This window comes from Roseicyclus persicicus, from assembly GCF_012395815.1.
Classification (GTDB): Bacteria; Pseudomonadota; Alphaproteobacteria; order Rhodobacterales; family Rhodobacteraceae; genus Roseicyclus; species Roseicyclus persicicus.
The window spans coordinates 975,894-998,516 of the sequence record NZ_JAAZQQ010000001.1; the positions used below are offsets into that span (position 1 = coordinate 975,894).

A 22,623-nucleotide genomic window follows, 5' to 3' on the forward strand; every position below is an offset into this window, starting at 1 on the left:
GGACCGGCCGGAGGGGTAGAGGGGGCGCATGACAGCGCCCCCTTTCGCCTTGCCCGTCCTGCGCCTGAAACCCAAGGCCGATGCCCGCCGCATCCGCCACGGCCACCCCTGGGCCTGGGCCGACGACCTCGTGCTCGACCGCCGCTCGCGCGCCGTGCCCGCGGGCGCGCTGGCCGTGCTGGAGGACGCCGAGCGCCAGCCGCTGGGCCTGGGCGTGGCGACGGTGGAGGCCAAGATCGGGTTGCGGCTGCTGGACCGCGATCCGGGCGCGGTGATCGACGGGGCGTGGCTGACGGCCCGGATCGGCGCCGCGCAGGCGCTGCGCGACCGGCTCTACGACGCCCCCTTCTACCGCCTCGTCCATGCCGAGGGCGACGGGCTGCCCGGCCTGATCGTCGACCGGTTCGGCGACACGCTGGTGATGCAGCCGAACGCGATTTGGCTGGAGGAGCGCGAGGCGGCGCTGGCCGAGGCGCTCCTGTCCGTGACCGGCTGCACCACGCTGATCAAGAACGGCACCGCGCGGGCGCGGCTGGCCGAGGGGCTGCCCGAGGTGACGGCCGTTCTGGCGGGCACGGCGCCTGAGGCCCCGATCCCGGTGCCGATGACCGGCGCGACCTACATGGCCGACGTGATGGGCGGGCAGAAGACGGGCCTGTTCTACGACCAGCGCGACACCCACGCCTTCGCCGCGCGGCTGGCCCGCGGCGCCCGCGTGCTCGACGTGTTTTCCCATGTGGGCGGCTTCGCGCTGGCCTGCCTTGCCGCGGGGGCCGAGGCCGCCGTCGCCGTCGACGCCTCGGAACCCGCGCTGGCGCTGGCGGGGCAGGGGGCCGCGGCTTCGGGCCTTGGCGACCGCCTGACCACCCGTCGCGGCGACGCCTTCGCCGAGATGGAGGCGCTGGCCGCCGAGGGCGCGCGGTTCGACCTCGTGGTCTGCGACCCGCCCGCCTTCGCGCCGTCAAAGCAGGCGCTGGAGGCGGGCTTGCGCGCCTACGAACGCGTCGCGCGGCTGGCCGCGCCGCTGGTGGCCGAGGGGGGCGTGCTGATGCTCTGCTCCTGCTCCCACGCCGCCGACCTGGCGAAGTTCCGCGCCGCCTGCCTGCGCGGCATCGGGCGCGCGGGCCGCGACCCGCGGCTGATCCACACCGGCTTCGCGGGGCCCGACCATCCGCAGCACCCGCAGCTCACCGAGACCGGCTATCTCAAGGCGCTGGCCTTCCGCCTGATGCCATGAAGGCGGTGATCGACGCCTGCGTCCTCTACCCCACGGTGCTGCGCGAGATCGTGCTGGGGCTGGCGCGGGGCGGGTTGATCGTGCCGCTCTGGTCGGACCGTTTGCTGGAGGAATGGGCGCGGACCGCCGCCCGCCACGGCGGCGCGGCGGACGAGGCGCTGGCGCGGGGCGAGATCGCGGCGGTGTCAGTTGCGTTTCCCGGGGCGCGTGTCGCCGCCGATCCGGGGCTGGAGGCGCGGCTCTGGCTGCCTGATCCCTCCGACATCCATGTGCTGGCCACGGCCATCGCGGGCGGCGCCGACACGATCCTGACGCTGAACCTGCGCGATTTCCCGCGGCGGGAACTGGACGCGCACGGCGTCGAGGCGGTGCACCCCGACGCGGCGCTGTATCAGATGTGGCTCGACGCGCCCGCGGCGGTGGAGGGGGTCGTCGCCGCCGTCCACGCCACGGCGGAGCGCATGGCGGGCGAGGAGCTGCCGCTGCGGGCGCTGCTCAAGCGCGCGAGACTGCCGAGGGTGGCGAAGGCGGTGGGGTAAGCGCCGGAAAACCCGGGTTTTCCGGTCGGGAAACCTCGAGGTTTCCCGTGCGTTTTCCTCGAGGAAAACGCCTCACTCCTTCGGCAATTCCTTCGCCCAGCGCGCCTCCAGCGCCTCGATCGCGCGCACCCGGTCGGCGGTCTTGGGGTGGCTCATCAACCACGCCGGCATTCCGCGCCCGCCCATCCCCGTCAGCCCCTCGAGCTTGAGGAACAGCGCCTTCTGCGGCCCCGTCCCGATCCCCGCCCGCGTCAGCAGCGCCGCGGCATAGGCGTCGGCCTCGTATTCGTCCTGCCGCGACAGCCGGGCGGCCAGCATCCCGGCCAGCAGGTTGGCGATCCAGACCCCCACGCCGGGGATGAACCGCCCCAGCACGGTGGCCAGCGCGATCCGCACCGCGTTCTGCCCGGAGAAATCGATCATCCGCCGGCGCGCATGGCCCAGCGCCACGTGGCCCAGTTCGTGCGCGATCACGCTCGCCAGCTCCTCGCCCGTGACCTCGCCCGCCCGGTATTTGTTGTAGAAGCCCCGCGTCAGGTAGATCCGCCCGTCAGGGGCCGCGAGGCCGTTCACCGGCTCCACCTCGTAGATGTTCACCCGGATGCGTTCGATCCCCAGCGCCTCGGCCATGCGGTCGGTCAGGACGCGCAGCCGCGCGTCGGCCAGTTCCGACGACCGCGCCTCCAGCTCCCGCGAAGTGCGCCATGCCGAGAACAGGTACATCACCAGCGCGTAGCCGATGGCAAGGAGGATCGGGGTCAGCTTCAGCATGGGTGGGATATGGGGCGACGGGCCACGGGCGGCAACGGCTCAGGGCCCCCACGCGACGGGAACGCGCAGGGGGCCCCGGAAGGCCCAGCCGCCGAAGGGCGCGTCGCCCGCCAGCCGCAGCCCGGGCAGCCGCTCGAACAGCATCGGCAGGGCCACCTCCGCGATCAGCGCCTTGGACGCCGCGGCGCCGGCGCAGAAATGGGGGCCGGCGCCGAAGGGGATCGCCGCAGACCCGTCGCGCCAGGGGTCGAAGTGGTCGGGGTCGCTGAACGCGTCCTCGTCCCGGTTGCCCGAGCCGAACATCAGGAACACCCGCTCGCCGGGCCGGACCTCGACCCCGTTCACGGCGTCCAGGCGGGCCACCTCGCGCGGGGACATGCCGATGGGGCTCATCCAGCGGGCGTATTCGGCAAAGACCGCGTCCCAGCCAAGCGCGCCCGTGGTGGCCGCCTCGCGCACCTCGGGGTGGGTCAGGACGGCCCAGGCCGCGCCCGCGATGGCATCCCGCGGTTCGTTTTGGCCGCCCGAGATGATCAGCTTCACGTTCGCCCGCAGCCGGTCCATCCCCAGCCCCGCCTCGTGCATGACGCTCAGGGCCGAATGGTCCGGGGCGGCCATCAGCCCCGGCATCGCCGCGTCGATGTGCCGGTCGATCGAGGCGGTGCAGTCGTGGCAGCGCGCCTCCACGCCCGCGTCGCCCCCGTAGTTCGCGCAGCCGTCGATCATGCCCTGGCTGACCCGGTCCATCTCGGGCGCGGCCATGTTGGTCAGCCCGGTGATCAGCTTCAGCGCCTCGGCCGAGACCGGCATCGCGTAGTCGCGGACGAGGTCGGCCTGGCCTTGGGGCGCCAACGCGTCGAGGATCGCGGCCGTGCGCGCCTGGAACAACGGCAGCCAGACCTCGCGCACCGTGCGGGGGCTGAGCGCGGGGAACAGCGCGCGGCGTTCGGACAGGTGCGCCTCGCCATCACGGCGCATCAGGTTCTCGCCCATCAGGCGGGTCATCAACCCATTCGGCTGGCGGGAGGAAAACACCTCCACCCGCTTTTCCTCGCGGTGGATGTCGGCGCGTTTCGTCAGCAGGATCGCGCCGCCTAGCTCGGGCACGCGGACCACGGGCGTCTCGGCCCGCATCGCGGCCAGCGTCGGGTAGGGGTCGGCCCAGAAGGCGCGGGCGTCGATGGAGCGGACGGGCGGCTGCATGGGCCGATCATGGCGCCCACGCGGAACCCCCTGTCAAGCCGCGCCCCGTTGGCGCAGCGCCGCCCGCAGCCACATCGCCAGCCCGCCCGCCACGGCAAGCGCCGCCATGAGCCCCGAGGCACTGCCCATGAGGTCGGCCAGCGCCAGGATGTCGTCGGCGAACATGGCCCCTAGGCCCACGTAGATCGCCACCCACACCACCTCGCCCGCCACGCCCGCGCGGGTGAAGCGCCCCCAGTCGAGCCGCGCCGCGCCGCCCGCGAAATTGACGTAAGGCCCCAGCGGCGACACCAGCCAGCGGCTGAAGAACACCGCCGCCGCACCGCGGTCGCGGAGGTAGCCGGTGGCCTTGCCCATCAGCGCCGCGCGCTTGGGCGACACGCGGGTGCCGGAAAACAGCCGCCCGCCCCAGCGCCCCATCTGGTAGCCCAGCTGGTCGCCCGCCACCGCGCCGACCAGCGCCGCCGCGCCCGCCTGCCACAGCACCAGGTCGCCCGCGGCGGCAAAGCCCCCCGCCGACAGCATCACCAGCGACGACGGGATCGGCAGCGCGAGGCAGGACAGGAAGGTCGCCACGGCGATCAGCGCAAGGCCGTAGACCGGCACCAGCGCAAGGATGGTTTCCGTCATCGGGCGCGCGCCGCGGCGATGGCGGCCTCCAGCCGGGCGATCAGCTCGGGCAGGGGCACGCCCTCGGCCTCGGCGACCTGCGCCAGCGTCGGCCGGTGCCCTTGCTCCAGCGCCAGCGCCGCGCGGATCACCCCGGGCTCCACCTCCCAGGACCGGGCGATGTAGCCGGGCGTCATCCAGCCCTCGATCCGCTGGTCCCGGTGCGCGGGGTCGGCCCAGTAGATCGTGAAGAGCGTCAGCCGCACGGCAAACACCGCCGCCACCGCCAGCGCCAGCCCCATGCCGATCAGCGCCACCCGGTGATGCCGCCACAGATAGGCCAGCGCCGAGGGTCGGCTCACCGGCCGAGCTCCCGCATCCCGCGGTCGAGCCCTTCCAGCGTCATCGGCACCATCCGCCCCTCGAAGATCTCGCGGATCATCCCGATCGACTGGGTATAGCCCCAGAGCCGTTCCGCCACCGGGTTGATCCACAGGTGGTCGGGCCATTGCGTCCGCGCGCGCTGGAGCCAGACCTGCCCGGCCTCCTCGTTCCAGTGCTCGGACGCGCCGCCGGCAAAGGCGATCTCGTAGGGCGACATGCTCGCGTCGCCCACGAAGATGCATTTGTAGTCCGACCCGTAGGTGTTCATTACCTCGTGGGTCGGGATGGTTTCCGTCCAGCGCCGCCGGTTGTCGCGCCAGACGCGGTCGTACAGGCAGTTGTGGAAATAGTAGTGTTCGAGGTGCTTGAATTCCGACTTGGCCGCGGAAAACAGCTCCTCCACCACGCGGATGTGGTCGTCCATCGACCCGCCCACGTCGAGGAACAGGATCACCTTGACCGCATTGCGCCGCTCGGGCCGCGTCTTGACGTCGAGCCAGCCCTGCTCCGCCGTGGCGCGGATCGTGCCGTCGAGATCCAGCTCCTCGGCCGCGCCGTCCCGCGCCCATTGCCGGAGCCGCTTGAGCGCCACCTTGATGTTGCGGGTGCCCAGTTCAACGTCGTCGGCGAAGTCCTTGAAATCGCGCTTGTCCCAGACCTTGACCGCACGGCGGTGGCGGCTTGTGTCCTGCCCGATCCGCACGCCTTCGGGGTTGTAGCCATAGGCGCCGAAGGGCGAGGTGCCGGCGGTGCCGATCCACTTGTTGCCGCCCTGGTGGCGGCCCTGCTGTTCCCGCAGACGCTCGCGCAGCGTCTCCATCAGCCTGTCGAAGCCGCCGAGCGCCGCGATCTCGGCGCGTTCCTCGGGCGTCAGGTGTTTCTCGGCCAGCTTCTCCAGCCATTCCCGCGGGATCTCGGCGGCCTCCAGCACCTGATCGGGCGTGATGGCCTCCAGGCCCCCGAAGGCTTGGGCGAAGCACTGGTCGAAGCGGTCGAGGTGGCGCTCGTCCTTTACCATCGCCGCGCGGGCGAGGTAGTAGAACCCATCCAGGTCGTAGGTCACGAGGCCGGCCGACACACCCTCGAGAAAGCTCAGGTATTCCCTGAGCGACACCGGGATGCGCGCGGCGCGGAGCGTGTCGAAGAAGGGCAGGAACATGGCACGCGCCCCCTGCGGGAAGTCAGCCCGGCGCCGGGATCACCAGCATCGCAAAGGCGCCCAGGATGAACCCCAGAATGCCGAAGATCGTGGCGTAGTGCAAAAGGTCCAGCCGGTTGCCGCCGCGCCGCCGCGCCGTCCACAGGCCAAGGACGATCCCGAGGCCACCCCCGATGAAATTCAGCATGTCCCACCCCGGATCACTGTCAGGGCGCGAGCGCTGCCACCTCTGTCAGGCGTGCGCCCACCGCCGCGTTGGTGCCGAACCCATACCGGCCCCAGGCGAGGCTGTCGAGCCGCACCTGACGCGCCTCGGACGGGCGGCCCAGCGCATCCAGCGCCTCGGCCCGGATCATCAGCACCGTGGACAGCAGCGAGGCGTTCTGGAACGCCGTCGCCGCCGGCATCGCCCGGCCGGTCAGCCGCAGCGCATCCTCGGGGCTGCCCGAGCTGAGCGCGAAGGCGGCCAGCTGCATGTCGATGTGGGCGGCATGGATGCCGTTCGGCGCGATCCGGTCATAGATGTTCTGGGCCGCGAGGAAGGCGTTCACCGAGGCCTCGGCATCGGTGGCCAGCGACAGCCGGCCAAGCGCGAAGTAGCTGAAGGCCAGCCGCGCGTCCGACATGCCGGCCTGCCGCGCCAGCGTCACCGCGCGTTCGGCGGCGGCGATGCGCTGCGCGTCGCGGGTGCCGGGCCCCAGCGCCGTCTCGATCGCGTCGATCCAGGCGCGCGGCGTGGCGGCGGGGGTGGTCGCGCCGCCGCGTTCGCCGCGCGGGTTCAGCCGCGCCAGCACGCCGGGCAGCACCGCCGCGACCTCGGACCGGGTCATGCCCGAGCGCAGGGCGGGGTCGTAGTAGGCGCGCAGCACCAGCATGTCGAAGCCGGTCAGCACGGCGTGGAAATTGTCGTCGTTGAACACCGAGTCGGGCAGCCGGTAGAGGTCGTTCAACGGCCCCAGCGCCTGCGCCAGTTCCTCGTGGAGGCAGTCGCGGATCTCCTGCGGCGGCACGTCCGAGGGCAGGAACACGGCCACCTGCTCGCGGGTGCCCAGCGTGGTCCAGTCCATCTCGCGCGAGTTGCGCAGGCGGCGGAACTCGGCCCAGGAGGCCACGCGCGGCACCACGAAGCAGGCCGCCTCGGGGACGAAGCGCTGCATCTGGGCGCGCGGCATGGTCTCGATGGTGATGCTGGCCGGCCCCTCGGCATAGGGCGTGCGGCGGATGTCGATGCCGGCCTCGCCGCGCAGGCGGCCGATCAGCCGGTCCAGCTCGGCGGGCAGGGTGGCCGGGGCGCCCGGCGCGATGCGGACCGTCACCGGCCCCTCGAAACGCGACAGGCGCGGGATCACGCGCCCCGATTCCATCTGGAAGCTGAGGTCGAGGAAATCCGCCGCGATCTCGGCGTTGGACCGGCCCGGGGCCTCGGGCCGCGCGGGGCCGAAGGTGTTGGCGATCGGCAGGCCGCCGACCTGCTCGGGCGTGGCGCGCCGTTCGGCGACCTCGCGCACCGGCGCACCGGAGGTGGACACGCAGCCCGACAGCCCGAGGGCGACGACGAACAGCAGGGGGAACAGGCGGACGACCGGCGTCATGGGCAGCTCAACTCCGGATGGGACTGGGGACAAGCCAGGACATCCGCCGCCGCGCCCCCGCACGGCACGAACCGGCCGCATCGGCGCAGATACCGCGCGCGACAGCGGCGGCCGCGCAGCGCGCCCCGCCTTGCCATGCCCGGGCGGCACGGGGCCGCGATCTGCGCGTCTGATGCATCGGGTCCGATTCCGGGTTGTGTCCTGATGATGGCAACGTGGTGGCGGATTATGGCAGGAATTTGGTCCGGAGTCCGAATTATCGCGCCCGCCCGGCATGGAATCGCCATCGTTTCATGCTTTGGAAACAAAGGGAAATCCTTGCAGGAAACAGTGTCCGCCGGTGCGGCGGTCTGGTGCCGGGATGGAAATGCGCGCCTTGCTTCGGCCCCGTTCCCGCCGCCTCAGCGCTGCCGCCGCGCCATGAAGGCGAGTCGCTCGAACAGCGCCACGTCCTGCTCGTTCTTCAGCAGCGCGCCATGCAGTTTCGGCAGCGCGCTGGCCCCGTCGCGGCGCAGGTCCTCGGGCGCGAGATCCTCGGCCAGCAGCAGTTTCAGCCAGTCCAGCACCTCGGAGGTGGAGGGCTTCTTCTTCAGCCCCTGCTGCTCGCGGACCTCGTAGAACTGGGTCAGCGCGGTGGTCAGCAGCTGCGCCTTGATGCCGGGGAAATGCACCTCGACGATTCGCTTCATCGTCTCCATGTCGGGAAAGCGGATGTAGTGGAAGAAGCAGCGCCGCAGGAAGGCGTCGGGCAGCTCCTTCTCGTTGTTCGAGGTGATGATGACGATGGGGCGCGTGCGCGCCCGGATGGTCTCGCCGGTCTCGTAGACGAAGAACTCCATCCGGTCCAACTCCTGCAGCAGGTCGTTGGGGAACTCGATGTCGGCCTTGTCGATCTCGTCGATCAGCAGCACCGACTTGCCCGGCGCTTCGAAGGTCTGCCACAGCTTGCCCTTGCGGATGTAGTTGCGCACGTCGTTGACGCGTTCGTCGCCCAGCTGGCTGTCGCGCAGCCGGCTGACCGCGTCGTATTCGTACAGCCCCTGCTGCGCGCGGGTGGTCGACTTGATGTGCCACTCGATGATCGGCAGCCCGAGGCTGCCCGCCACCTGGCGGGCCAGTTCCGTCTTGCCGGTGCCGGGCTCGCCCTTGACCAGCAGCGGGCGTTCCAGCGTCACGGCGGCGTTCACCGCCACGGTCAGGTCCTCGGTGGCGACGTAGCTGTCGCTGCCTTCGAAACGGGCTGTCATCGCGGTCCTCCCGGTCTGTCCGCCCCCGGTCTAGCGGCTCCGCCCCCGCGGGGGAAGGGGTGGGCCGCCGCCGGCCGCGGGCGGCGGCAAATCTGCGCAGCCGGCGGGCCAAGTGCATGAAAAACGGACCTCCCCCGCGACGCATCGACCGCCGCCCCTGTGACTCCGGGCGCTGGCGCATTAGATAGGTGACAAGGAACGCGCGGTCTTGTAAGCGGGCGGCGAGGGGCCGGGAGGGTGGTATGCCAGACCGACAGATCGACGCCGGCTCCGCTGAGGGGAGCGACATGAAGGCCGAGAATTTTCTGCCCGAGGACTATCGTCCCGCCGAGGACGAACCATTCATGAACGAGCGCCAGCTCGAATATTTCCGGCGCAAGCTGATCACCTGGAAGAACGAGCTGCTCGAGGAAAGCCGGACCACGGTCGAGGCCCTGCAGGATGGCACGCGCAACATTCCCGACATCGCCGACCGGGCGAGCGAGGAAACCGACCGCGCGCTGGAGCTGCGCACCCGCGACCGCCAGCGCAAGCTGATCGCCAAGATCGACAGCGCGCTGCGCCGGATCGAGGAGGGCGAATACGGCTACTGCGAGGTGACCGGCGAGCCGATCTCGCTCAAGCGGCTGGACGCGCGCCCGATCGCCACCATGAGCCTCGAGGCGCAGGAGCGCCACGAGCGCCGCGAGAAGGTGCATCGCGACGACTGACCGCGCTGCGTCCGCGCGCGGCGGATGGAACAAGCAGGGGGCGCCGCCGGGGTGGGGGCGCCCCTTGTGCTTTTCGGAGCGGGTTTCTCGGAGGCGGCCATGCTGATCGGGCAGGAGATCACCGTCATCGGCGGCGGCATCGGCGGGCTCGCCGCGGCGCTGGCGCTGGCCCGGCGCGGCGCGGCGGTCACGGTGCTGGAACAGGCGCCCGCGATCACCGAGGTCGGCGCCGGCATCCAGATCTCGCCCAACGGCTGGCGCGTGCTGCAGGCCCTCGGCGTGGCCGAGGCGGTGGCCGCCACCAGCCCGCGGTCGCAGGCGGTGCGGCTGCGCGATTTCCGCCGCGGGGCCGAGGTCTTCGCGATGCCGCTGTCACGCCCCGACCAGCCCTGGCACCTCGTGCACCGCGCCGACCTCGTGGCCGCGCTCGCCGGGGCCGCGGCCGAGGCTGGTGTCGCGCTGCGGCTCGGCACCCGCGTCGCGGCGGTGGAGCCCGGCCCGATGGGCACCGCCCTCAGGCTCGCCGACGGCACCACCGAGACCCATGGCCTGACCATCGCCGCCGACGGGCTGCACTCGCCCGCGCGCGCCGCGCTCAACCCGAAATCGCGCGCCTTCTTCACCGGGCAGGTCGCCTGGCGCTGCACCATCCCGGCCGACACGCCCCTCGCGCCCGAGGCGCATGTGTTCATGGGCCCCGGCCGGCACCTCGTGCGCTACCCGCTGCGCGACCGGCGGCTGGTCAACGTCGTCGCCGTCGAGGAGCGCGACGGCTGGGCCGCCGAGGGCTGGCACCACCGCGACGACCCCCGCCACCTCGCCCGCGCCTTCACCGATTTCTGCCCCGAGGTGGGCGACCTGCTGGCACAGGCGACGGAGGTCTATCTCTGGGGCCTGTTCCGCCACCCGGTCGCGCCGGTCTGGCACGATCCCCGCCTCGCGCTCCTCGGGGACGCCGCGCACCCGACGCTGCCCTTTCTCGCCCAGGGCGCGAACATGGCGCTCGAGGATGCCTACGTGCTGGCCCGCTGTCTCGCCGAGGACCCCGACACCCGCGCGGGCCTCGCCCGCTACGCCGCGCTCCGCCGTCCCCGCTGCGCCCGGATCGTGCAGGCCGCCACCGACAACGCGACGAACTACCACCTGCGGCCCGGCCCGCTGCGCTTCGCCGCCCATTCCGCCCTTCGCCTCGCCCAGCGCGTCGCCCCCCACGCGGTCGCCGCGAAATTCGACTGGGTGCACCGGCACGACGTCACCGCCTGACGCCACGCCCCTCCCATCTTTGCTTTCCAAATACTCTCGGGGGTCCGGGGGCAGACAGCCCCCGGCTTCGGGAGCTAGGTTCCCCCAACGCGCAACGATCAAATAATTAAGGGGGGTCCGGGGGGTGAACCCCCCCGGCGGGTCGCCGCCGGAGGCGGCGAAACCCCTCAGTCCAGCGAGTAGGCCGGCAGCCGGTCGAAGGCCGCCCGCAGCGCCTCGCCCCAGCCCGACGAGATCATCTCGTAGAACGCGTCGTCGCGCTCGATCCGCCGGATCATCCCGGTGCGGAAGCTTTCGGCCGTGTAGAGGTGCAGGTCCAGCGGCAGCCCCACCGACAGGTTCGCCTTGACCGTCGAATCGAAGCTCAGCATCAGGAGCTTCACCGCCTCCTCGAAGCTCATGCTCGGGTCGTAGGCGCGCACGAGGATCGGCTTGCCGTATTTCGTCTCGCCGATCTGGAAGAAGGGGGTGTCGAGGCTCGCCTCGACGAAATTGCCCTCGGGGTAGACCAGGAACAGCCGCGGCTCGCCGCCGCGCACCTGCCCGCCCAGGATCAGGGTCGCGGAAAACGGGCCGTCGGCCTGCGGGCCGACGCGGCCGGTCTGCTCGGCGATCACCTCGCGCAGCGTCTCGCCCACCAGCTTGGCCACCTGGAACATCGAAGGCGCCTCGAGGATCGAGGGCGCGCCGCGCTCCTCGGCCGGTTTCGCGCGCTCGTTCAGCAACGACACCACCGCCTGGGTGGTGGCGAGATTGCCCGCGGTCATCAGCGTGATCGACCGCTCGCCCTCGCGTTCCCAGAGGAACATCTTGCGGAACACGCTGATGTTGTCGACGCCCGCGTTGGTGCGGGTGTCCGACATGAACACCAGCCCACGGTCGAGCTTGAGACCCACGCAATAGGTCATGCGCCTGCCACTCCCTGCCTGTCCCGCGAAGGCTTACTGCTGCTGCACCTGGATGTCGATGGACATCGCCTCGCCGCCATGGCCGAAACGCAGGCCGCTGACGGGGGCGGCCTCGCGGTAGTCGAGGCCGGTCGCCACGCGGACGTAGCGGGCATCGGGCGAGATGCCGTTGGACACGTCGAAGCCGACCCAGCCCAGCGGCTCGACATGGACCTCGGCCCAGGCGTGGCTCGCGTCCTGGTGCACGCGGTCCTCCATCATCAGGTAGCCCGAGACGTAGCGCGCCGGGTATCCCATGGCGCGGGCCGCCGCGATGAAGATGTGGGCGTGGTCCTGGCAGACGCCGCCGCCGTGCTCCAGCGCCTCCTCGGCCGAGGTGGTCGCCTGGGTCAGCCCGATCTCGTAGGGCACCGCGGCCAGGATGCGCGCGGACAGCGCGTGCAGCCGCGGGATGTCGCCGGCCTCTTCCTCCTTCAGGCCCTTCGTCAGCGCCCGCACCCGCGCGCCGGCGCGGGTCAGCTCGGTCGAGCGCTGGAAGTACCACAGCGGCGCAAAGCCCCCGTGCCGCCCGGTCACCCCGTTCAGGTCGGCGGTTTCCACCTCGCCCTCGCACTGCACGACGATCGCCGTCGCCTGCGGGTCGAAGGAGATCAGCGACACGCGGTTCTGGTGGTGGTCGGTGAACTCGGTCTCGGCGGTGCCGCCGTCGATGGCCATGGCCCAGCTCGCCACCGTCTGCCCGGCGCGGCTTTTCGGGATCAGGCGCAGCTGTTGCAGGCCGTAGGGCACGGGCCGGTCGAAATGGTAGGTGGTGGTGTGCAGGATCTTCAGGCGCATGGGGTCATCCGAGAAACCGGTAGTCGGTCTCGATCTGCTGGCCGAGCCGCGCGATGTCGGCCAGGAAATCGGTGATGAATTCGTGCAGGCCGTCCTCGAAGACGCGGTCGATGGTGCCGTGGGTCAGCCGCGCCGAGATCACGTCGATCTGGTCGTGGCTGGGGTGGCGCAGCCCATAGGCGCGGTCGAGGTAGCCGAGGTTGGTGGCGATCTTGCCCACCGAGAACGCGAGGCTGCGCGGCATCCGCCCGTCGAAGATCAGGAAATCGGCGATGCCCTTGGGGTTCGTTTCGCCCTGGTTGATCCAGCGATAGGCCCGCATCCCCGCGACCGAGCGCAGGATCGTCTCCCATTGCACGTTGTCGAGGCTCGAGCCGATCTGGCTGATCGAGGGCAGCAGCACGTAGTATTTCACGTCGAGGATGCGCGCGGTGTTGTCGGCGCGTTCGAGGAAGGTGCCGAGCCGGCAGAAATCGAAGATGTCGTTGCGCAGCATGGTGCCGTGCATGGCGCCGCGCACCAGCGCCGACTGCTGCCGGATCAGCGCCAGAACCTCGGGCAGGTCGCGCGCCGACACCGGCCGCGCGAGCGTCTGCTTGAGGATCATGTAGGTGTCGTTCACCGCCTCCCACACCTCGCGGGTGATCGCGGTGCGCACCAGCCGCGCGTTCTGCCGCGCCGCCGCGATCGCCGACATCACCGAGGACGGGTTGGTCGCGTCGCGCAGCAGGAAGTCGATCGCGCGGGCGGCCTCGATCTGCTCGTATTTCTGGAAATACAGGTGCGCCACGGCCGCGGTCTGCAGCACGCTCGTCCATTCGTCGTCGTCGCCGTCCGCCCGCGTCAGCGCGATGCGGAACCCCGCCTCGATCAGGCGCGCGGTGTTTTCGGACCGTTCGAGATAGCGGAACATCCAGAACAGGCCGCCTGCGGTCTTGCCCAGCATCGCCCTATTCCTCCAGCACCCAGGTGTCCTTGGTGCCCCCGCCCTGCGACGAGTTCACCACCAGCGACCCCTTCTTCAGCGCCACCCGCGTCAGCCCGCCGGGGGTGATCGTGATGCGGTCGGGCGCGACCAGCACGAAGGGCCGCAGGTCGACGTGCCGGGGCGCAAGCCCCGCCTTGGTCAGGATCGGCACGGTGGACAGGGCCAGCGTCGGCTGCGCGATGTAGTTGGCCGGTTTCGCCATCAGCTTGGTCCGGAACGCCGCCAGTTCCTTCTTCGAGGCGGCGGGGCCCACCAGCATCCCGTAGCCGCCCGAGCCGTGCACCTCCTTGACCACCAGCTCCGACAGGTGGTCGAGCACATAGGCCAGCGCGTCGGCCTCGCCGCAGCGCCAGGTCGGCACGTTCTGCAGGATCGCCTTCTCGCCGGTGTAGAATTCCACGATGTCGGGCATGTAGCTGTAGATCGCCTTGTCGTCGGCGATGCCGGTGCCCGGCGCGTTGGCGATGGTGATGCCGCCCGCGCGGTAGACGTCCATCACGCCCGGCACGCCCAGCATGCTGTCGGGGCGGAAGTTCATCGGGTCGAGGAAATCGTCGTCGACCCGGCGGTAGAGCACGTCGATCGGCCGGTAGCCCTGCGTCGTGCGCATCTGCACCTTGCCGCCGACGATGCGCAGGTCGTGGCCCTCGACCAGCTCTACCCCCATCTGGTCGGCGAGGAAGGCGTGCTCGAAATAGGCCGAGTTGTGGATGCCCGGCGTCAGCACCGCCACCGTGCAGTGGTCCGAGCAGTTCGCCGGCGCCGAGGCGGCCAGCGAGCGGTGCAGGTTCACCGGGTAATCCTGCACCGGCTGCACCTTGATGCGCGTGAACAGCTCGGGGAACATCTGCAGCATCGTCTCGCGGTTCTCCAGCATGTAGGAGACGCCGGAGGGCGTGCGGGCATTGTCCTCGAGCACGTAGAAGTCATCCTCGCCGGTGCGCACGAGGTCGACGCCGACGATGTGGGTGTAGACGCCGCCGGGCGGCGACATGCCGATCATCTGCGGCAGGAAGGCGTCGTTGCGGGCGATCAGCTCGACCGGCACGCGGCCGGCGCGCAGGATCTCCTGCCGGTGGTAGATGTCGTGCAGGAAGGCGTTGATCGCGCGCACCCGCTGCTCGATGCCGCGCGTCAGCCGCGACCATTCCCGCCCCGAGATGATCCGCGGCACGATGTCGAAGGGGATCAGGCGCTCGTCCGCCTCGGCCTGGCCGTAGACGTTGAAGGTGATGCCCGTGCGCCGGAAGAAGCGCTCGGCGTCCTCGGATTTCTTGCGCAGGTCGCGCAGATCCTCGCCGTGGAACCACGCGCTGTAGGCGTCGTAGGGCGGGCGATGCCCGCCGTCGGCGCGGCTCATCTCGTCGAAGAAGCGGGAAGTGTCGCTCATGTCGTCCAGTCGAAAACCCTGCTCTCATCGGCGCAGACTGCGCGTGCGAGGGCCAGCGTTGCCCTCGGGGCTGCCCCCCGGGGCGCCCGATGTGTCACACCCCTATGCACAGATTTCAGGCAATTCGCTCAGGATTCAAGCCAGATCGTCACGGGCCCGTCATTCAGCAGGCTGACGGCCATGTCGGCGCCGAAGCGGCCGGTCTGCACCTCGGGGCCGAGGGCCGCCAGCGCGCGGGCGAATTGCAGGTAGAGACGCTCGCCCTCGGCGGGCGGCGCGGCGGTGGAAAAACCCGGCCGGTTGCCGCTCCGGGTGTCGGCGGCCAGCGTGAACTGGCTGACCACCAGCGCGCCGCCGCCGGTGTCGAGCAGCGAGCGGTTCATCTTGCCCGCCTCGTCCTTGAAGATGCGCAGCTTGGCGATCTTGGCGGCCAGCGCGTCGGCCTGCGCCGCGCTGTCGCCCTGCATCGCGCAGACCAGGACCAGGAGGCCCGGGCCGGTCTGCCCCACCACCGCGCCGTCGACCTCGACCGAGGCGTGGCGCACCCGCTGGACCAGCGCCCTCACGCCAGCTCCTCGCGGCGCGGCGGGTTGGCGCCGGCGCGCGACACGGTGACGGCGGCGGCGCGCACGCCGAGGGTCAGCGCCGCCTCCAGCACGTCCCGGGCCAGCCCCGCCCGCACCGACGCCTTGTCCATCGCGCCCGCGTCCGACAGCCCGGCCAGGAAGCCCGCGTTGAAGGTGTCGCCCGCGCCCACGGTGTCGACCACCGTCACCTTGCGCGCCGGCACCTTGAGGGGCGCGCCCGCCCCGAAGGCGGTCACGCCCTCGGCGCCCTCGGTCACCAGCACCAGCGCCGGGCCGCGGGCCAGCAGCGCGGCGGCAAGCTCGGGCAGGGGGCCTTCGCCCATCAGCCAGGCGAGGTCCTCGTCCGAGATCTTGACCACGTCGGCGGCGGCCAGCATCCGGTCCATCCGCGCGCGGAACCGTGCCTCGTCGGCGATGAAGCCGGGGCGGATGTTGGGGTCGAGCATCACCAGCCGGTCGGCGGTCGCGCGGGCAGCCAGCGCGGCGTAGGCCTCGGCGCAGGGCTCCACCGCCAGGCTGATGCCGCCGAGAAACACCGCCTGCACCTCGGCGGGCAGGGCGGGCAGGTCGGCCTCGGTCAGCATCCGGCCGGCGGTGTTCTCGTCGTAGAAGGCATAGCGCGCCTGCCCGTTGGTCAGCGTCACGAAGGCCAGCGTCGTGGGCCTGTCCGACCGCGCGGCCAGGCGCGTGTCCACCCCGGCCGTCGCCAGCACCGCGGCGAGGCGTTCGCCGAACAGGTCGGTCGACAGCCCGCTGAAAAAGCCCGTCCGCATCCCCAGCCGCGCCGCCGCCACGGCGGTGTTGAACACCGAGCCGCCGGGGTAGGGGGCAAAGCCCGCCTCGCCGGCCTCGGTCTTTCGCGGCAGCATGTCGATCAGGGCCTCGCCCGCGCAGAGCAGCATGGCGGCTTTCCTTTCCTGTCCCGGTCCGTCGTGCCTGACTACGACGCGCGCGCCCGGCGGGCCAGACCGTTTTGACGTCGGTCAATGCCGCACCCGCCCGGCCCGCCGAGGATCGGGCCGACCCGTTCAACCCCCAGTGAAAGGAGGACCCCAGATGGTCGAGACATCCCACAGGAGCGGCTTCCTGCCCTCGCTCGCCGATCCCTTCCGCAGCCTCGGCGCCCGCGTCGCCGACTGGTTCGCCCCCGCCTCCGAGGCCTCGGCCGACGACGGCGGCTACCGCATCTCGATGGAGGTGCCCGGCGTGGCGGACAGCGACATCGACGTCACGCTGCACGAGGGCGTGGTGACGGTGACGGGCAGGAAGCAGTCGACCCGGACCGAGAAGGGCGAGACCTGGTTCTTTTCCGAGCGCGAGTTCGGCTCCTTCTCGCGGTCGTTCCGCCTGCCGCCCGATGCCGACGGTGACCGGATCGGGGCGGCGCTCAAGGACGGCGTGCTGGTGCTGTCGATCCCGAAACGCGGCGACACCGCGCCCGAGGGCGCGCGCAAGGTGGCGATCGAGAAGGGCTGAGGCGCACGCCCCGGGCGGGGCCTACTTGAACGAGGTCCCGCCGTCTTCCAGCAGCGCGTAGCCATACAGCGCCGCCCCGGCCAGGATCGCCGCGGCGATGACGGCCAGCGTGATCTTGACCCAGGACCAGGGCCGCTCGCCCTGCACCTTGCCGGTCTGGCCGTTCACCACGAAGCGATAGGATTTGCCCCGGTACTTGTAGGCCGCCAGCCACACCGGCAGCAGGATGTGCTTGAAGGTCACGTCGTCGATGCGGACCTGCATCTGGTCGATGCGCTGCTCGTCGCCGCCGATGTCGCGGCGGATGTCCTGCCGGATCTGCGCCTCGATCACCTGCTTGGCCTCCTCGAAGCCCTCGTCGAGCTGCACCTGGTAGCCCTCGGCGCGGAAGCCCGACAGGAACTCGGGCCGGTAGCCGTCGAGCGCGCTCAGGTCCCAGGGCGCCAGCCGGTCGGTGAAGGACTTGGGCAGCGAGCGCGAGGCGAGGATCAGGATGTCGTCGAACCAGCGGCTGACCCCGCCCGACACGCGGGTCCAGCGGATGCGCCTTTCCTGCCGCGACTTGCCGTCCGAGCCTCGGACGGTGACGTAGTAGGCGTCGCCGCGCTGGCCATGGTAGCGTGTCGCGGTGTCGGCGTCGTAGGTCCAGTAGGGCACGTAGATGCCGTCGAGCTTGCGGCCGTTGCGGGCGTAGTCCTGCAACCCGTTGGGCGCGAACCACAGCCGCCCCAGCCAGCGCGTCATCGCGGCATGGGCCTCGCGCTCGGTCAGCTTGAAGGGGATCACGCCCTTGGGCTTGATGTGGCGGTGGGTGCCGGTGTCGGTGACCACGGGGGTGGCGCAGAACGGGCATTCCTTGGCGTGGATGTCGGGCTGGAATTCCACCTGCGCGCCGCAGTTGGGGCACTGGCTGACGCGGGTTTCCTCCATCTCCTGGGCGGGCAGCTTGGCGGCGATGGCGGTCTCGTAGTCCAGCTCGACCAGCGCCGCCGCCTCGCCGCCCCAGGGGCCGTCCGCGGGCTCCAGCGCCGCCTCGTGGCCGCAGTGGTCGCACAAAAGCAGGTTGCGCGCCGGGTCGAACCGCATGTCCGCGCCGCACTGGTCGCAGGGAAAGCGGTGCTCGTCCTCGGGGCGGGCCGGGGCGGTGCGGGTGTCGGTGTCGCTCATCGCGGGGCAGTCTCCGGCGGCCGTCGTGCCCCTTTCTCCCGCGCCGGGCGCGTCGGATCAAGGGCGGGATTGCCTGCCGCCGGGGTCGCGGGGCGGCTGGGCGCTTGTGACGCGCGGGGGGACGGGTGCCGGCCGCCTTGTGCCCCGAAGCCCCCTCTCGGGCGCGTCGGAGCAAGGGCGCCCGGCGCGACGGCGGTCAGCGCGGTCCGTGCGGCTCCGTCGGCCCGGCCAGCGCCCCGGCGGCCAGCGCCCGGCTCAGCGCCACCCCCGACAGCCCCGAGGCGCGCATCGCCAGGATCAGCCGCGCGGCCTGCTCCGCCGCCTCGGGCACCGGGGTGCCGCCGGCGCGGATGTTCGAGATGCAGTTGCGCGCGCTGTCGGGCGTCGCTGCCGCCGGCGCGTGGGTGATGTAGGCCCCGAGGCTGTCGGCCGCCGACAGGCCCGGCCGCTCGCCCAGCGCCATCACCACCGTGCCCGCCCCCAGCGCCCGCGCGATCCCGTCGCCGAGCGCCACCCGCGCCTGCCGCGCCAGGATCACCGGCGAGACGGTCAGCCCCGCCGCCTCCAGCCGCCCGGCCAGCGCCGCGACGAAGGCCGCGCCGTTCAGCGCCACCGCGGTGGCCGACAGCCCGTCGCCCAGCACCAGCGCCACGTCGCAGGGCCCCGCGCCCGCCAGCGCGGCGGCCTCGGTCTCGGGCAGGCGGCGGCCGAGGTCGGGGCGGCGGATGAAGCCCTCGCGATCGCCCGCGGCGCTGGTCGCCACCCGGTGCGGCAGGCCCAGCCGGTCCAGCGTCGCGGTCAGCGCCGGCAGGTCCAGCTCGGCCAGCACCGCCGCCCGCGCGCGGGCATGGTCGAGCGCGAAGGCAAGGCTCTCCCGCGTCGCCAGCGCCCCGCCGCGGGGCCCGAGCGTCAGCCGCGCCTCGGTCACGGCGCGGATCGCCTCGGGGGTGGTGGGGGTCTTGCCGCTCATGCCGCGGGCAGCCGCAGCCGGCCCAGCGCGTCGGCCAGCGACGGCAGCTCCACCCCCGGCTCCCCTATGCCGTGCCGCGCCATCCAGTCGGCGAACTCCGGCGCGGGCGGGCGGCCCAGCGTGCGGCGGATGAAGCCCGCGTCGTGGAAGGACAGGGACTGGTAGTTCAGCATGATGTCGTCGGCCCCCGGCACGGTGATCACGAAGTTCACCCCCGCCGCCGCCAGCGCGGTCAGCAGGATGTCCATGTCCTCCTGGTCGGCCCAGGAATGGTTGGTGTAGCAGACGTCCACCCCCATCGGCAGGCCGAGGAGCTTGCCGCAGAAATGATCCTCCAGCCCCGCCCGGGTGATCTGCTTGCCGTCGGCGAGGTATTCCGGCCCGATGAAGCCCACGACCGTGTTCACCAGCAAGGGCCGGTAGCGCCGGGCCACCGCATAGGCGCGGGCCTCCATCGTCTGCTGGTCCATGCCGTGATGGGCGTCGGCCGACAGGGCCGCGCCTTGGCCGGTCTCGAAATACATCAGGTTCGCGCCCTTGGGCGCCCGGCCGAGGGAGGCGACCGCGTCGGCCGCCTCGTCGAGGATGCCGAGCGTCACGCCAAAGCCGGCGTTCGCCTTTTCCGACCCCGCGACCGACTGGAACACGAGGTCCACCGGCGCGCCGGCCTCCATCGCGGCCAGCGCGGTCGTGACATGGCCGAGGCAGCAGCTCTGCGTCGGCACCTCCAGCTGCGACCGGATCGCGTCCAGCACCGCGCAGATGCGGATGTAGTCGGGCAGGCTGTCCGTCGCCGGGTTCACCCCGATCACCGCGTCGCCCGCGCCCATCAGGAGGCCGTCGAGCGCGGACAGCGCGATGCCGCGGCTGTCGTCGGTGGGGTGGTTGGGCTGGTTCCGGGTGGACAGCCGCCCGCGCAGCCCGATGGTCGACCGGAACCGCGTCACCACCTCGACCTTGGCCGCCACCGCGATCAGGTCCTGCGCGCGCATGATCTTGGAGACGGCCGCCACCATCTCGGGCGTGAGGCCGGGGGCGAGCGCCGAGAGCTGCGCCCCGGTGGTCGCCGGGTCGAGCAGCCAGTCGCGGAACGCGCCCACGGTCATCGACCGCACCGGCGCGAAGGCCGCCGCGTCGTGCTGGGCGTGGATCAGGGCGGTGACCGCGTCGCCCTCCACCTCCAGCACATCGTCGAGGAAATCGGTCAGCGCCACGTCGGCCAGCGCCCGCTGCGCCGCGATCCGCTCCAGCGGGCCATCGGCGGCAAGGCCGGCCAGCGCGTCGCCCGTGCGCTCGGGCGAGGCCTTGGCCAGCAGCGCCTTGAGCGACGGAAATCCGTGGCGCGTGCCCTCGATATCTGCGTGGTATCCCATGGCGCGCAGGTCAGCACGTCCGCGCCTGCCGGGCAAGCGGCCGCGTCCTCTCCCTCGACAGGGGCGGCCATTTCGCCTAGGGGGCGATCAAACCCTGTGCGCGCGCCCTGCACCCCACGAAAGCTTCCCCATGATCCCGACCCTTGCCACCGCCCTCGCCGCCCGCGGGTTCGACGCGCTGACCGAGGTGCAGGAGGCCGTCACCGCCCCGCACCTCGCCGCCGCCGACCTGCTCGTCTCGGCCCAGACCGGGTCGGGCAAGACCGTGGGCTTCGGCCTCGCCATCGCGCCGACGATCCTGGGGGAGGAGGAGCGGTTCGGCCCGCCCGCCGCGCCGCTGGCCCTCGTCGTCGCGCCGACGCGCGAACTGGCGCTGCAGGTGCAGCGGGAACTCGCCTGGCTCTACGAGGCCGCGGGCGCGCGCGTCGTGTCCTGCATCGGCGGCATGGACCCGCGCGAGGAACGCCGCGCGCTCGACCGCGGCGCCCATGTCGTCGTGGGCACGCCGGGGCGGCTCTGCGACCACATCAACCGCGGCGCGCTGGTGCTGGCCGACATCCGCGCCATCGTGCTCGACGAGGCCGACGAGATGCTCGACCTCGGCTTCCGCGAGGACCTCGAATTCATGCTGGGCGCCGCGCCCGCCGAGCGCCGCACGCTCCTGTTCTCGGCCACCGTGCCGCCCGCGATCGAGGAACTGGCCCGCAGCTTCCAGCGCGACGCGGTGCGCGTCACCACCATCAACCGCGGCAGCCAGCACGCCGACATCGCCTACCAGGCGGTGCAGGTCGCCCCGCAGGATGCCGAGCACGCGATCATCAATCTTCTGCGCTTCCACGACGCGCCGCGGGCGATCGTGTTCGGCAACACGCGGGCCACCGTCAGCCGGCTGGCCGCGCGGCTGGCGAACCGGGGGCTGGCCGTGGTCAGCCTCTCGGGCGAGCTCAGCCAGGACGAGCGCAGCCACGCCCTGCAGGCGATGCGCGACGGGCGGGCACGGGTCTGCGTGGCGACCGACGTGGCCGCGCGCGGCATCGACCTGCCGAACCTCGACCTCGTGATCCACGCCGACCTGCCGACCAACACCGAGGCGCTCCTGCACCGGTCGGGCCGGACGGGGCGGGCGGGGCGCAAGGGCATCTCGGCCCTGATCGTGCCCGACAAGGCGTCGCGCAAGGCCGAGCGCCTGCTGAAATGGGCCAAGATCTCGGCCGAGTGGGTGCACGCCCCCACGCCCGAGCAGATCCTCGCCCTCGACGAGACCCGGCTGATGGCCGACCCGCTCTGGTCCGCGCCCGCGACCGAGGGGGAGGCCGCCTTCGCCGCCCGGCTGATGGCCGAGCACGGGCCCGAGGCCATCGCCACCGCCTGCCTGCGGCTCTACCGCGCCGGCCTGTCGGCGCCCGAGGACCTCAACACCGCCCCGGCCGGCGGCCCCCGGCCCGAGCGCGCGCCCTTCGGCCCCGCCGTTTGGGTCGACCTCTCGGTCGGCCATGCGCATCGGGCCGAGGCGCGCTGGCTCCTGCCGCTCCTCTGTCGCGCGGGCGGGCTCGACAAGGCCGAGATCGGCAAGATCCGGGTCGAGGCCGAGACCACCGCGGTCGAAATCGCCGAGGCCGCCGCCGCGGGGTTCTTCAACCGGCTTGGGCCCTCGGGCGAGCTGGAGGACGGCATCCGCGCCACCCGCCGCGACGGCCCGCCCGAGCCGGGCGGCGCCCGCCCGCCCAAGCCCGCGCGCAGCCCGAAACCGCCGCGCGCCCCGCGCGCCGAGGCACGCCCGGCGCCCGCCGAGGCGCCCGCCGCGCCGCCGCCGGCGCAGGCCGTGCCGCCCGCCGCAACCGCACCCGAAGCCCCGGCCCCCGTGGCGGAGCCGACCCCGGCCCCCGACGCCCGCCCGCCGCGGAAGCCCCGGCATGCAGACAAGCCGCAGGGCAAGCCCGCCGGCGCCAAGCCGCCCTACAAGGCCCGCACCGGCAAGCCCGGCGACGCGCCGCGCGCCGAGGGCGGCAAGCCCTTCAAGCCCCGCCCGCCGCAGGGCCAGCCCGACGCGCGCGCCGACCGTGCCTCGGCCGCCGACCCGTCCCAGCGCCTCGGCGGCCGCCCCGGCGCCAAGGGCGGCAAGCCCGGCAAACCCGGCAGGCCGCGGCCCGGCGGCCCGCGCGGCGGCAATGCCCCCCCGCGCCGCAAGGGCTGACCCACGCGGCCGCGGCGCG

Annotated in this window: 23 protein-coding genes; 6 read left to right on the top strand and 17 right to left on the bottom strand. The window is 72.3% G+C overall.

Features of this window, described 5'->3' with window-relative positions:
• The first annotated feature begins 28 nt into the window (after positions 1-28).
• Positions 29-1,237, top strand: coding sequence for an RSP_2647 family RNA methyltransferase (locus tag HCU73_RS04935; RefSeq protein WP_168622262.1), 1,209 nt, complete (start codon positions 29-31; stop codon positions 1,235-1,237).
• Positions 1,234-1,776, top strand: coding sequence for an RSP_2648 family PIN domain-containing protein (locus tag HCU73_RS04940; protein WP_168622263.1), 543 nt, complete (start codon positions 1,234-1,236; stop codon positions 1,774-1,776). Before HCU73_RS04935 ends, HCU73_RS04940 begins: the two co-directional genes overlap by 4 nt.
• Positions 1,777-1,848: 72 nt before the next feature.
• Here the strand turns inward: HCU73_RS04940 and HCU73_RS04945 are convergent, their stop codons facing one another.
• From HCU73_RS04945 to HCU73_RS04980, 8 genes are all read right to left on the bottom strand, one after another.
• Positions 1,849-2,547, bottom strand: coding sequence for a M48 family metalloprotease (locus HCU73_RS04945; protein WP_168622264.1), 699 nt, complete (start codon positions 2,545-2,547; stop codon positions 1,849-1,851).
• A gap of 39 nt (positions 2,548-2,586) precedes the next feature.
• Positions 2,587-3,750 (bottom strand): cytochrome P450, encoded by a 1,164-nt coding sequence (locus tag HCU73_RS04950; RefSeq protein WP_168622265.1) that lies wholly within the window; start codon positions 3,748-3,750, stop codon positions 2,587-2,589.
• A gap of 33 nt (positions 3,751-3,783) precedes the next feature.
• The gene (locus HCU73_RS04955; RefSeq protein ID WP_168622266.1) at positions 3,784-4,380 is read right to left on the bottom strand and encodes a DedA family protein; all 597 of its coding nucleotides are present in this window, start codon (positions 4,378-4,380) and stop codon (positions 3,784-3,786) included.
• On the bottom strand, positions 4,377-4,721 hold the full coding sequence (locus HCU73_RS04960) for a hypothetical protein (RefSeq protein WP_168622267.1): 345 nt from the start codon (positions 4,719-4,721) through the stop codon (positions 4,377-4,379). Before HCU73_RS04960 ends, HCU73_RS04955 begins: the two co-directional genes overlap by 4 nt.
• The gene (locus HCU73_RS04965) at positions 4,718-5,902 is read right to left on the bottom strand and encodes a vWA domain-containing protein (protein ID WP_168622268.1); all 1,185 of its coding nucleotides are present in this window, start codon (positions 5,900-5,902) and stop codon (positions 4,718-4,720) included. Before HCU73_RS04965 ends, HCU73_RS04960 begins: the two co-directional genes overlap by 4 nt.
• A 22-nt stretch (positions 5,903-5,924) precedes the next feature.
• Positions 5,925-6,089, bottom strand: a complete 165-nt coding sequence (locus HCU73_RS04970; protein ID WP_168622269.1) for a hypothetical protein — start codon at positions 6,087-6,089, stop codon at positions 5,925-5,927.
• Between the two features lie 19 nt (positions 6,090-6,108).
• On the bottom strand, positions 6,109-7,494 hold the full coding sequence (locus HCU73_RS04975; RefSeq protein ID WP_168622270.1) for a DUF2927 domain-containing protein: 1,386 nt from the start codon (positions 7,492-7,494) through the stop codon (positions 6,109-6,111).
• A 401-nt stretch (positions 7,495-7,895) separates the two neighbouring features.
• Complete coding sequence (locus HCU73_RS04980; protein WP_168622271.1) at positions 7,896-8,741, bottom strand: AAA family ATPase; 846 nt, start codon at positions 8,739-8,741, stop codon at positions 7,896-7,898.
• 242 nt (positions 8,742-8,983) lie between these two features.
• Here HCU73_RS04980 and dksA point away from each other — a divergent pair, with 242 nt between their 5' ends.
• Both dksA and HCU73_RS04990 read left to right on the top strand, forming a co-directional pair.
• On the top strand, positions 8,984-9,451 hold the full coding sequence (gene dksA / locus HCU73_RS04985; protein ID WP_168622272.1) for an RNA polymerase-binding protein DksA: 468 nt from the start codon (positions 8,984-8,986) through the stop codon (positions 9,449-9,451).
• Positions 9,452-9,550: 99 nt separating this feature from the next.
• Positions 9,551-10,714, top strand: coding sequence for an FAD-dependent monooxygenase (locus HCU73_RS04990; protein ID WP_168622273.1), 1,164 nt, complete (start codon positions 9,551-9,553; stop codon positions 10,712-10,714).
• 167 nt (positions 10,715-10,881) lie between these two features.
• Here HCU73_RS04990 and HCU73_RS04995 read toward each other — a convergent pair whose 3' ends face one another.
• The 6 genes from HCU73_RS04995 to HCU73_RS05020 all read right to left on the bottom strand — a co-directional run bounded on the left by HCU73_RS04995 (position 10,882) and on the right by HCU73_RS05020 (position 16,326).
• Positions 10,882-11,622 carry a proteasome-type protease gene (locus tag HCU73_RS04995; RefSeq protein WP_168622274.1) on the bottom strand — a complete coding sequence of 247 codons (741 nt, stop codon included), beginning with the start codon at positions 11,620-11,622 and terminating at the stop codon, positions 10,882-10,884.
• Positions 11,623-11,655: 33 nt separating this feature from the next.
• Positions 11,656-12,459 carry a transglutaminase family protein gene (locus tag HCU73_RS05000; protein WP_168622275.1) on the bottom strand — a complete coding sequence of 268 codons (804 nt, stop codon included), beginning with the start codon at positions 12,457-12,459 and terminating at the stop codon, positions 11,656-11,658.
• 4 nt (positions 12,460-12,463) lie between these two features.
• Complete coding sequence (locus HCU73_RS05005) at positions 12,464-13,405, bottom strand: alpha-E domain-containing protein (protein WP_168622276.1); 942 nt, start codon at positions 13,403-13,405, stop codon at positions 12,464-12,466.
• Between the two features lie 4 nt (positions 13,406-13,409).
• Positions 13,410-14,837, bottom strand: coding sequence for a circularly permuted type 2 ATP-grasp protein (locus tag HCU73_RS05010; RefSeq protein WP_210730479.1), 1,428 nt, complete (start codon positions 14,835-14,837; stop codon positions 13,410-13,412).
• 128 nt (positions 14,838-14,965) lie between these two features.
• Positions 14,966-15,403, bottom strand: a complete 438-nt coding sequence (dtd, locus tag HCU73_RS05015) for a D-aminoacyl-tRNA deacylase (protein ID WP_168622277.1) — start codon at positions 15,401-15,403, stop codon at positions 14,966-14,968.
• The gene (locus tag HCU73_RS05020; protein ID WP_168622278.1) at positions 15,400-16,326 is read right to left on the bottom strand and encodes a carbohydrate kinase family protein; all 927 of its coding nucleotides are present in this window, start codon (positions 16,324-16,326) and stop codon (positions 15,400-15,402) included. Before HCU73_RS05020 ends, dtd begins: the two co-directional genes overlap by 4 nt.
• Positions 16,327-16,480: 154 nt before the next feature.
• Between HCU73_RS05020 and HCU73_RS05025 the strand changes: the two genes are divergently transcribed.
• Positions 16,481-16,900: an Hsp20/alpha crystallin family protein gene (locus HCU73_RS05025; protein ID WP_168622279.1), complete on the top strand. Its 420-nt coding sequence runs from the start codon at positions 16,481-16,483 to the stop codon at positions 16,898-16,900.
• A gap of 21 nt (positions 16,901-16,921) precedes the next feature.
• Here the strand turns inward: HCU73_RS05025 and HCU73_RS05030 are convergent, their stop codons facing one another.
• The 3 genes from HCU73_RS05030 to HCU73_RS05040 all read right to left on the bottom strand — a co-directional run bounded on the left by HCU73_RS05030 (position 16,922) and on the right by HCU73_RS05040 (position 20,410).
• Positions 16,922-18,067, bottom strand: coding sequence for a TFIIB-type zinc ribbon-containing protein (locus HCU73_RS05030; protein ID WP_168622280.1), 1,146 nt, complete (start codon positions 18,065-18,067; stop codon positions 16,922-16,924).
• 196 nt (positions 18,068-18,263) lie between these two features.
• On the bottom strand, positions 18,264-19,037 hold the full coding sequence (gene eutC, locus HCU73_RS05035; protein ID WP_168622281.1) for an ethanolamine ammonia-lyase subunit EutC: 774 nt from the start codon (positions 19,035-19,037) through the stop codon (positions 18,264-18,266).
• Positions 19,034-20,410, bottom strand: a complete 1,377-nt coding sequence (locus tag HCU73_RS05040) for an ethanolamine ammonia-lyase subunit EutB (protein ID WP_168622282.1) — start codon at positions 20,408-20,410, stop codon at positions 19,034-19,036. Before HCU73_RS05040 ends, eutC begins: the two co-directional genes overlap by 4 nt.
• A 130-nt stretch (positions 20,411-20,540) precedes the next feature.
• Between HCU73_RS05040 and HCU73_RS05045 the strand changes: the two genes are divergently transcribed.
• Positions 20,541-22,604, top strand: a complete 2,064-nt coding sequence (locus HCU73_RS05045) for a DEAD/DEAH box helicase (RefSeq protein WP_168622283.1) — start codon at positions 20,541-20,543, stop codon at positions 22,602-22,604.
• The last annotated feature ends 19 nt before the right edge of the window (positions 22,605-22,623 follow it).

Excerpts from the sequence above, each read along its gene's own strand:
- HCU73_RS04935 (WP_168622262.1), top strand. The coding sequence starts at position 29 with ATGACAGCGCCCCCTTTCGCCTTGCCCGTCCTGCGCCTGAAACCCAAG.
- HCU73_RS04940 (WP_168622263.1), top strand. The coding sequence starts at position 1,234 with ATGAAGGCGGTGATCGACGCCTGCGTCCTCTACCCCACGGTGCTGCGC.
- HCU73_RS04945 (WP_168622264.1), bottom strand. The coding sequence starts at position 2,547 with ATGCTGAAGCTGACCCCGATCCTCCTTGCCATCGGCTACGCGCTGGTG.
- HCU73_RS04950 (WP_168622265.1), bottom strand. The coding sequence starts at position 3,750 with ATGCAGCCGCCCGTCCGCTCCATCGACGCCCGCGCCTTCTGGGCCGAC.
- HCU73_RS04955 (WP_168622266.1), bottom strand. The coding sequence starts at position 4,380 with ATGACGGAAACCATCCTTGCGCTGGTGCCGGTCTACGGCCTTGCGCTG.
- HCU73_RS04965 (WP_168622268.1), bottom strand. The coding sequence starts at position 5,902 with ATGTTCCTGCCCTTCTTCGACACGCTCCGCGCCGCGCGCATCCCGGTG.
- HCU73_RS04970 (WP_168622269.1), bottom strand. The coding sequence starts at position 6,089 with ATGCTGAATTTCATCGGGGGTGGCCTCGGGATCGTCCTTGGCCTGTGG.
- HCU73_RS04975 (WP_168622270.1), bottom strand. The coding sequence starts at position 7,494 with ATGACGCCGGTCGTCCGCCTGTTCCCCCTGCTGTTCGTCGTCGCCCTC.
- HCU73_RS04980 (WP_168622271.1), bottom strand. The coding sequence starts at position 8,741 with ATGACAGCCCGTTTCGAAGGCAGCGACAGCTACGTCGCCACCGAGGAC.
- dksA (WP_168622272.1), top strand. The coding sequence starts at position 8,984 with ATGCCAGACCGACAGATCGACGCCGGCTCCGCTGAGGGGAGCGACATG.
- HCU73_RS04990 (WP_168622273.1), top strand. The coding sequence starts at position 9,551 with ATGCTGATCGGGCAGGAGATCACCGTCATCGGCGGCGGCATCGGCGGG.
- HCU73_RS04995 (WP_168622274.1), bottom strand. The coding sequence starts at position 11,622 with ATGACCTATTGCGTGGGTCTCAAGCTCGACCGTGGGCTGGTGTTCATG.
- HCU73_RS05000 (WP_168622275.1), bottom strand. The coding sequence starts at position 12,459 with ATGCGCCTGAAGATCCTGCACACCACCACCTACCATTTCGACCGGCCC.
- HCU73_RS05005 (WP_168622276.1), bottom strand. The coding sequence starts at position 13,405 with ATGCTGGGCAAGACCGCAGGCGGCCTGTTCTGGATGTTCCGCTATCTC.
- HCU73_RS05010 (WP_210730479.1), bottom strand. The coding sequence starts at position 14,837 with ATGAGCGACACTTCCCGCTTCTTCGACGAGATGAGCCGCGCCGACGGC.
- HCU73_RS05020 (WP_168622278.1), bottom strand. The coding sequence starts at position 16,326 with ATGCTGCTCTGCGCGGGCGAGGCCCTGATCGACATGCTGCCGCGAAAG.
- HCU73_RS05025 (WP_168622279.1), top strand. The coding sequence starts at position 16,481 with ATGGTCGAGACATCCCACAGGAGCGGCTTCCTGCCCTCGCTCGCCGAT.
- HCU73_RS05030 (WP_168622280.1), bottom strand. The coding sequence starts at position 18,067 with ATGAGCGACACCGACACCCGCACCGCCCCGGCCCGCCCCGAGGACGAG.
- eutC (WP_168622281.1), bottom strand. The coding sequence starts at position 19,037 with ATGAGCGGCAAGACCCCCACCACCCCCGAGGCGATCCGCGCCGTGACC.
- HCU73_RS05040 (WP_168622282.1), bottom strand. The coding sequence starts at position 20,410 with ATGGGATACCACGCAGATATCGAGGGCACGCGCCACGGATTTCCGTCG.
- HCU73_RS05045 (WP_168622283.1), top strand. The coding sequence starts at position 20,541 with ATGATCCCGACCCTTGCCACCGCCCTCGCCGCCCGCGGGTTCGACGCG.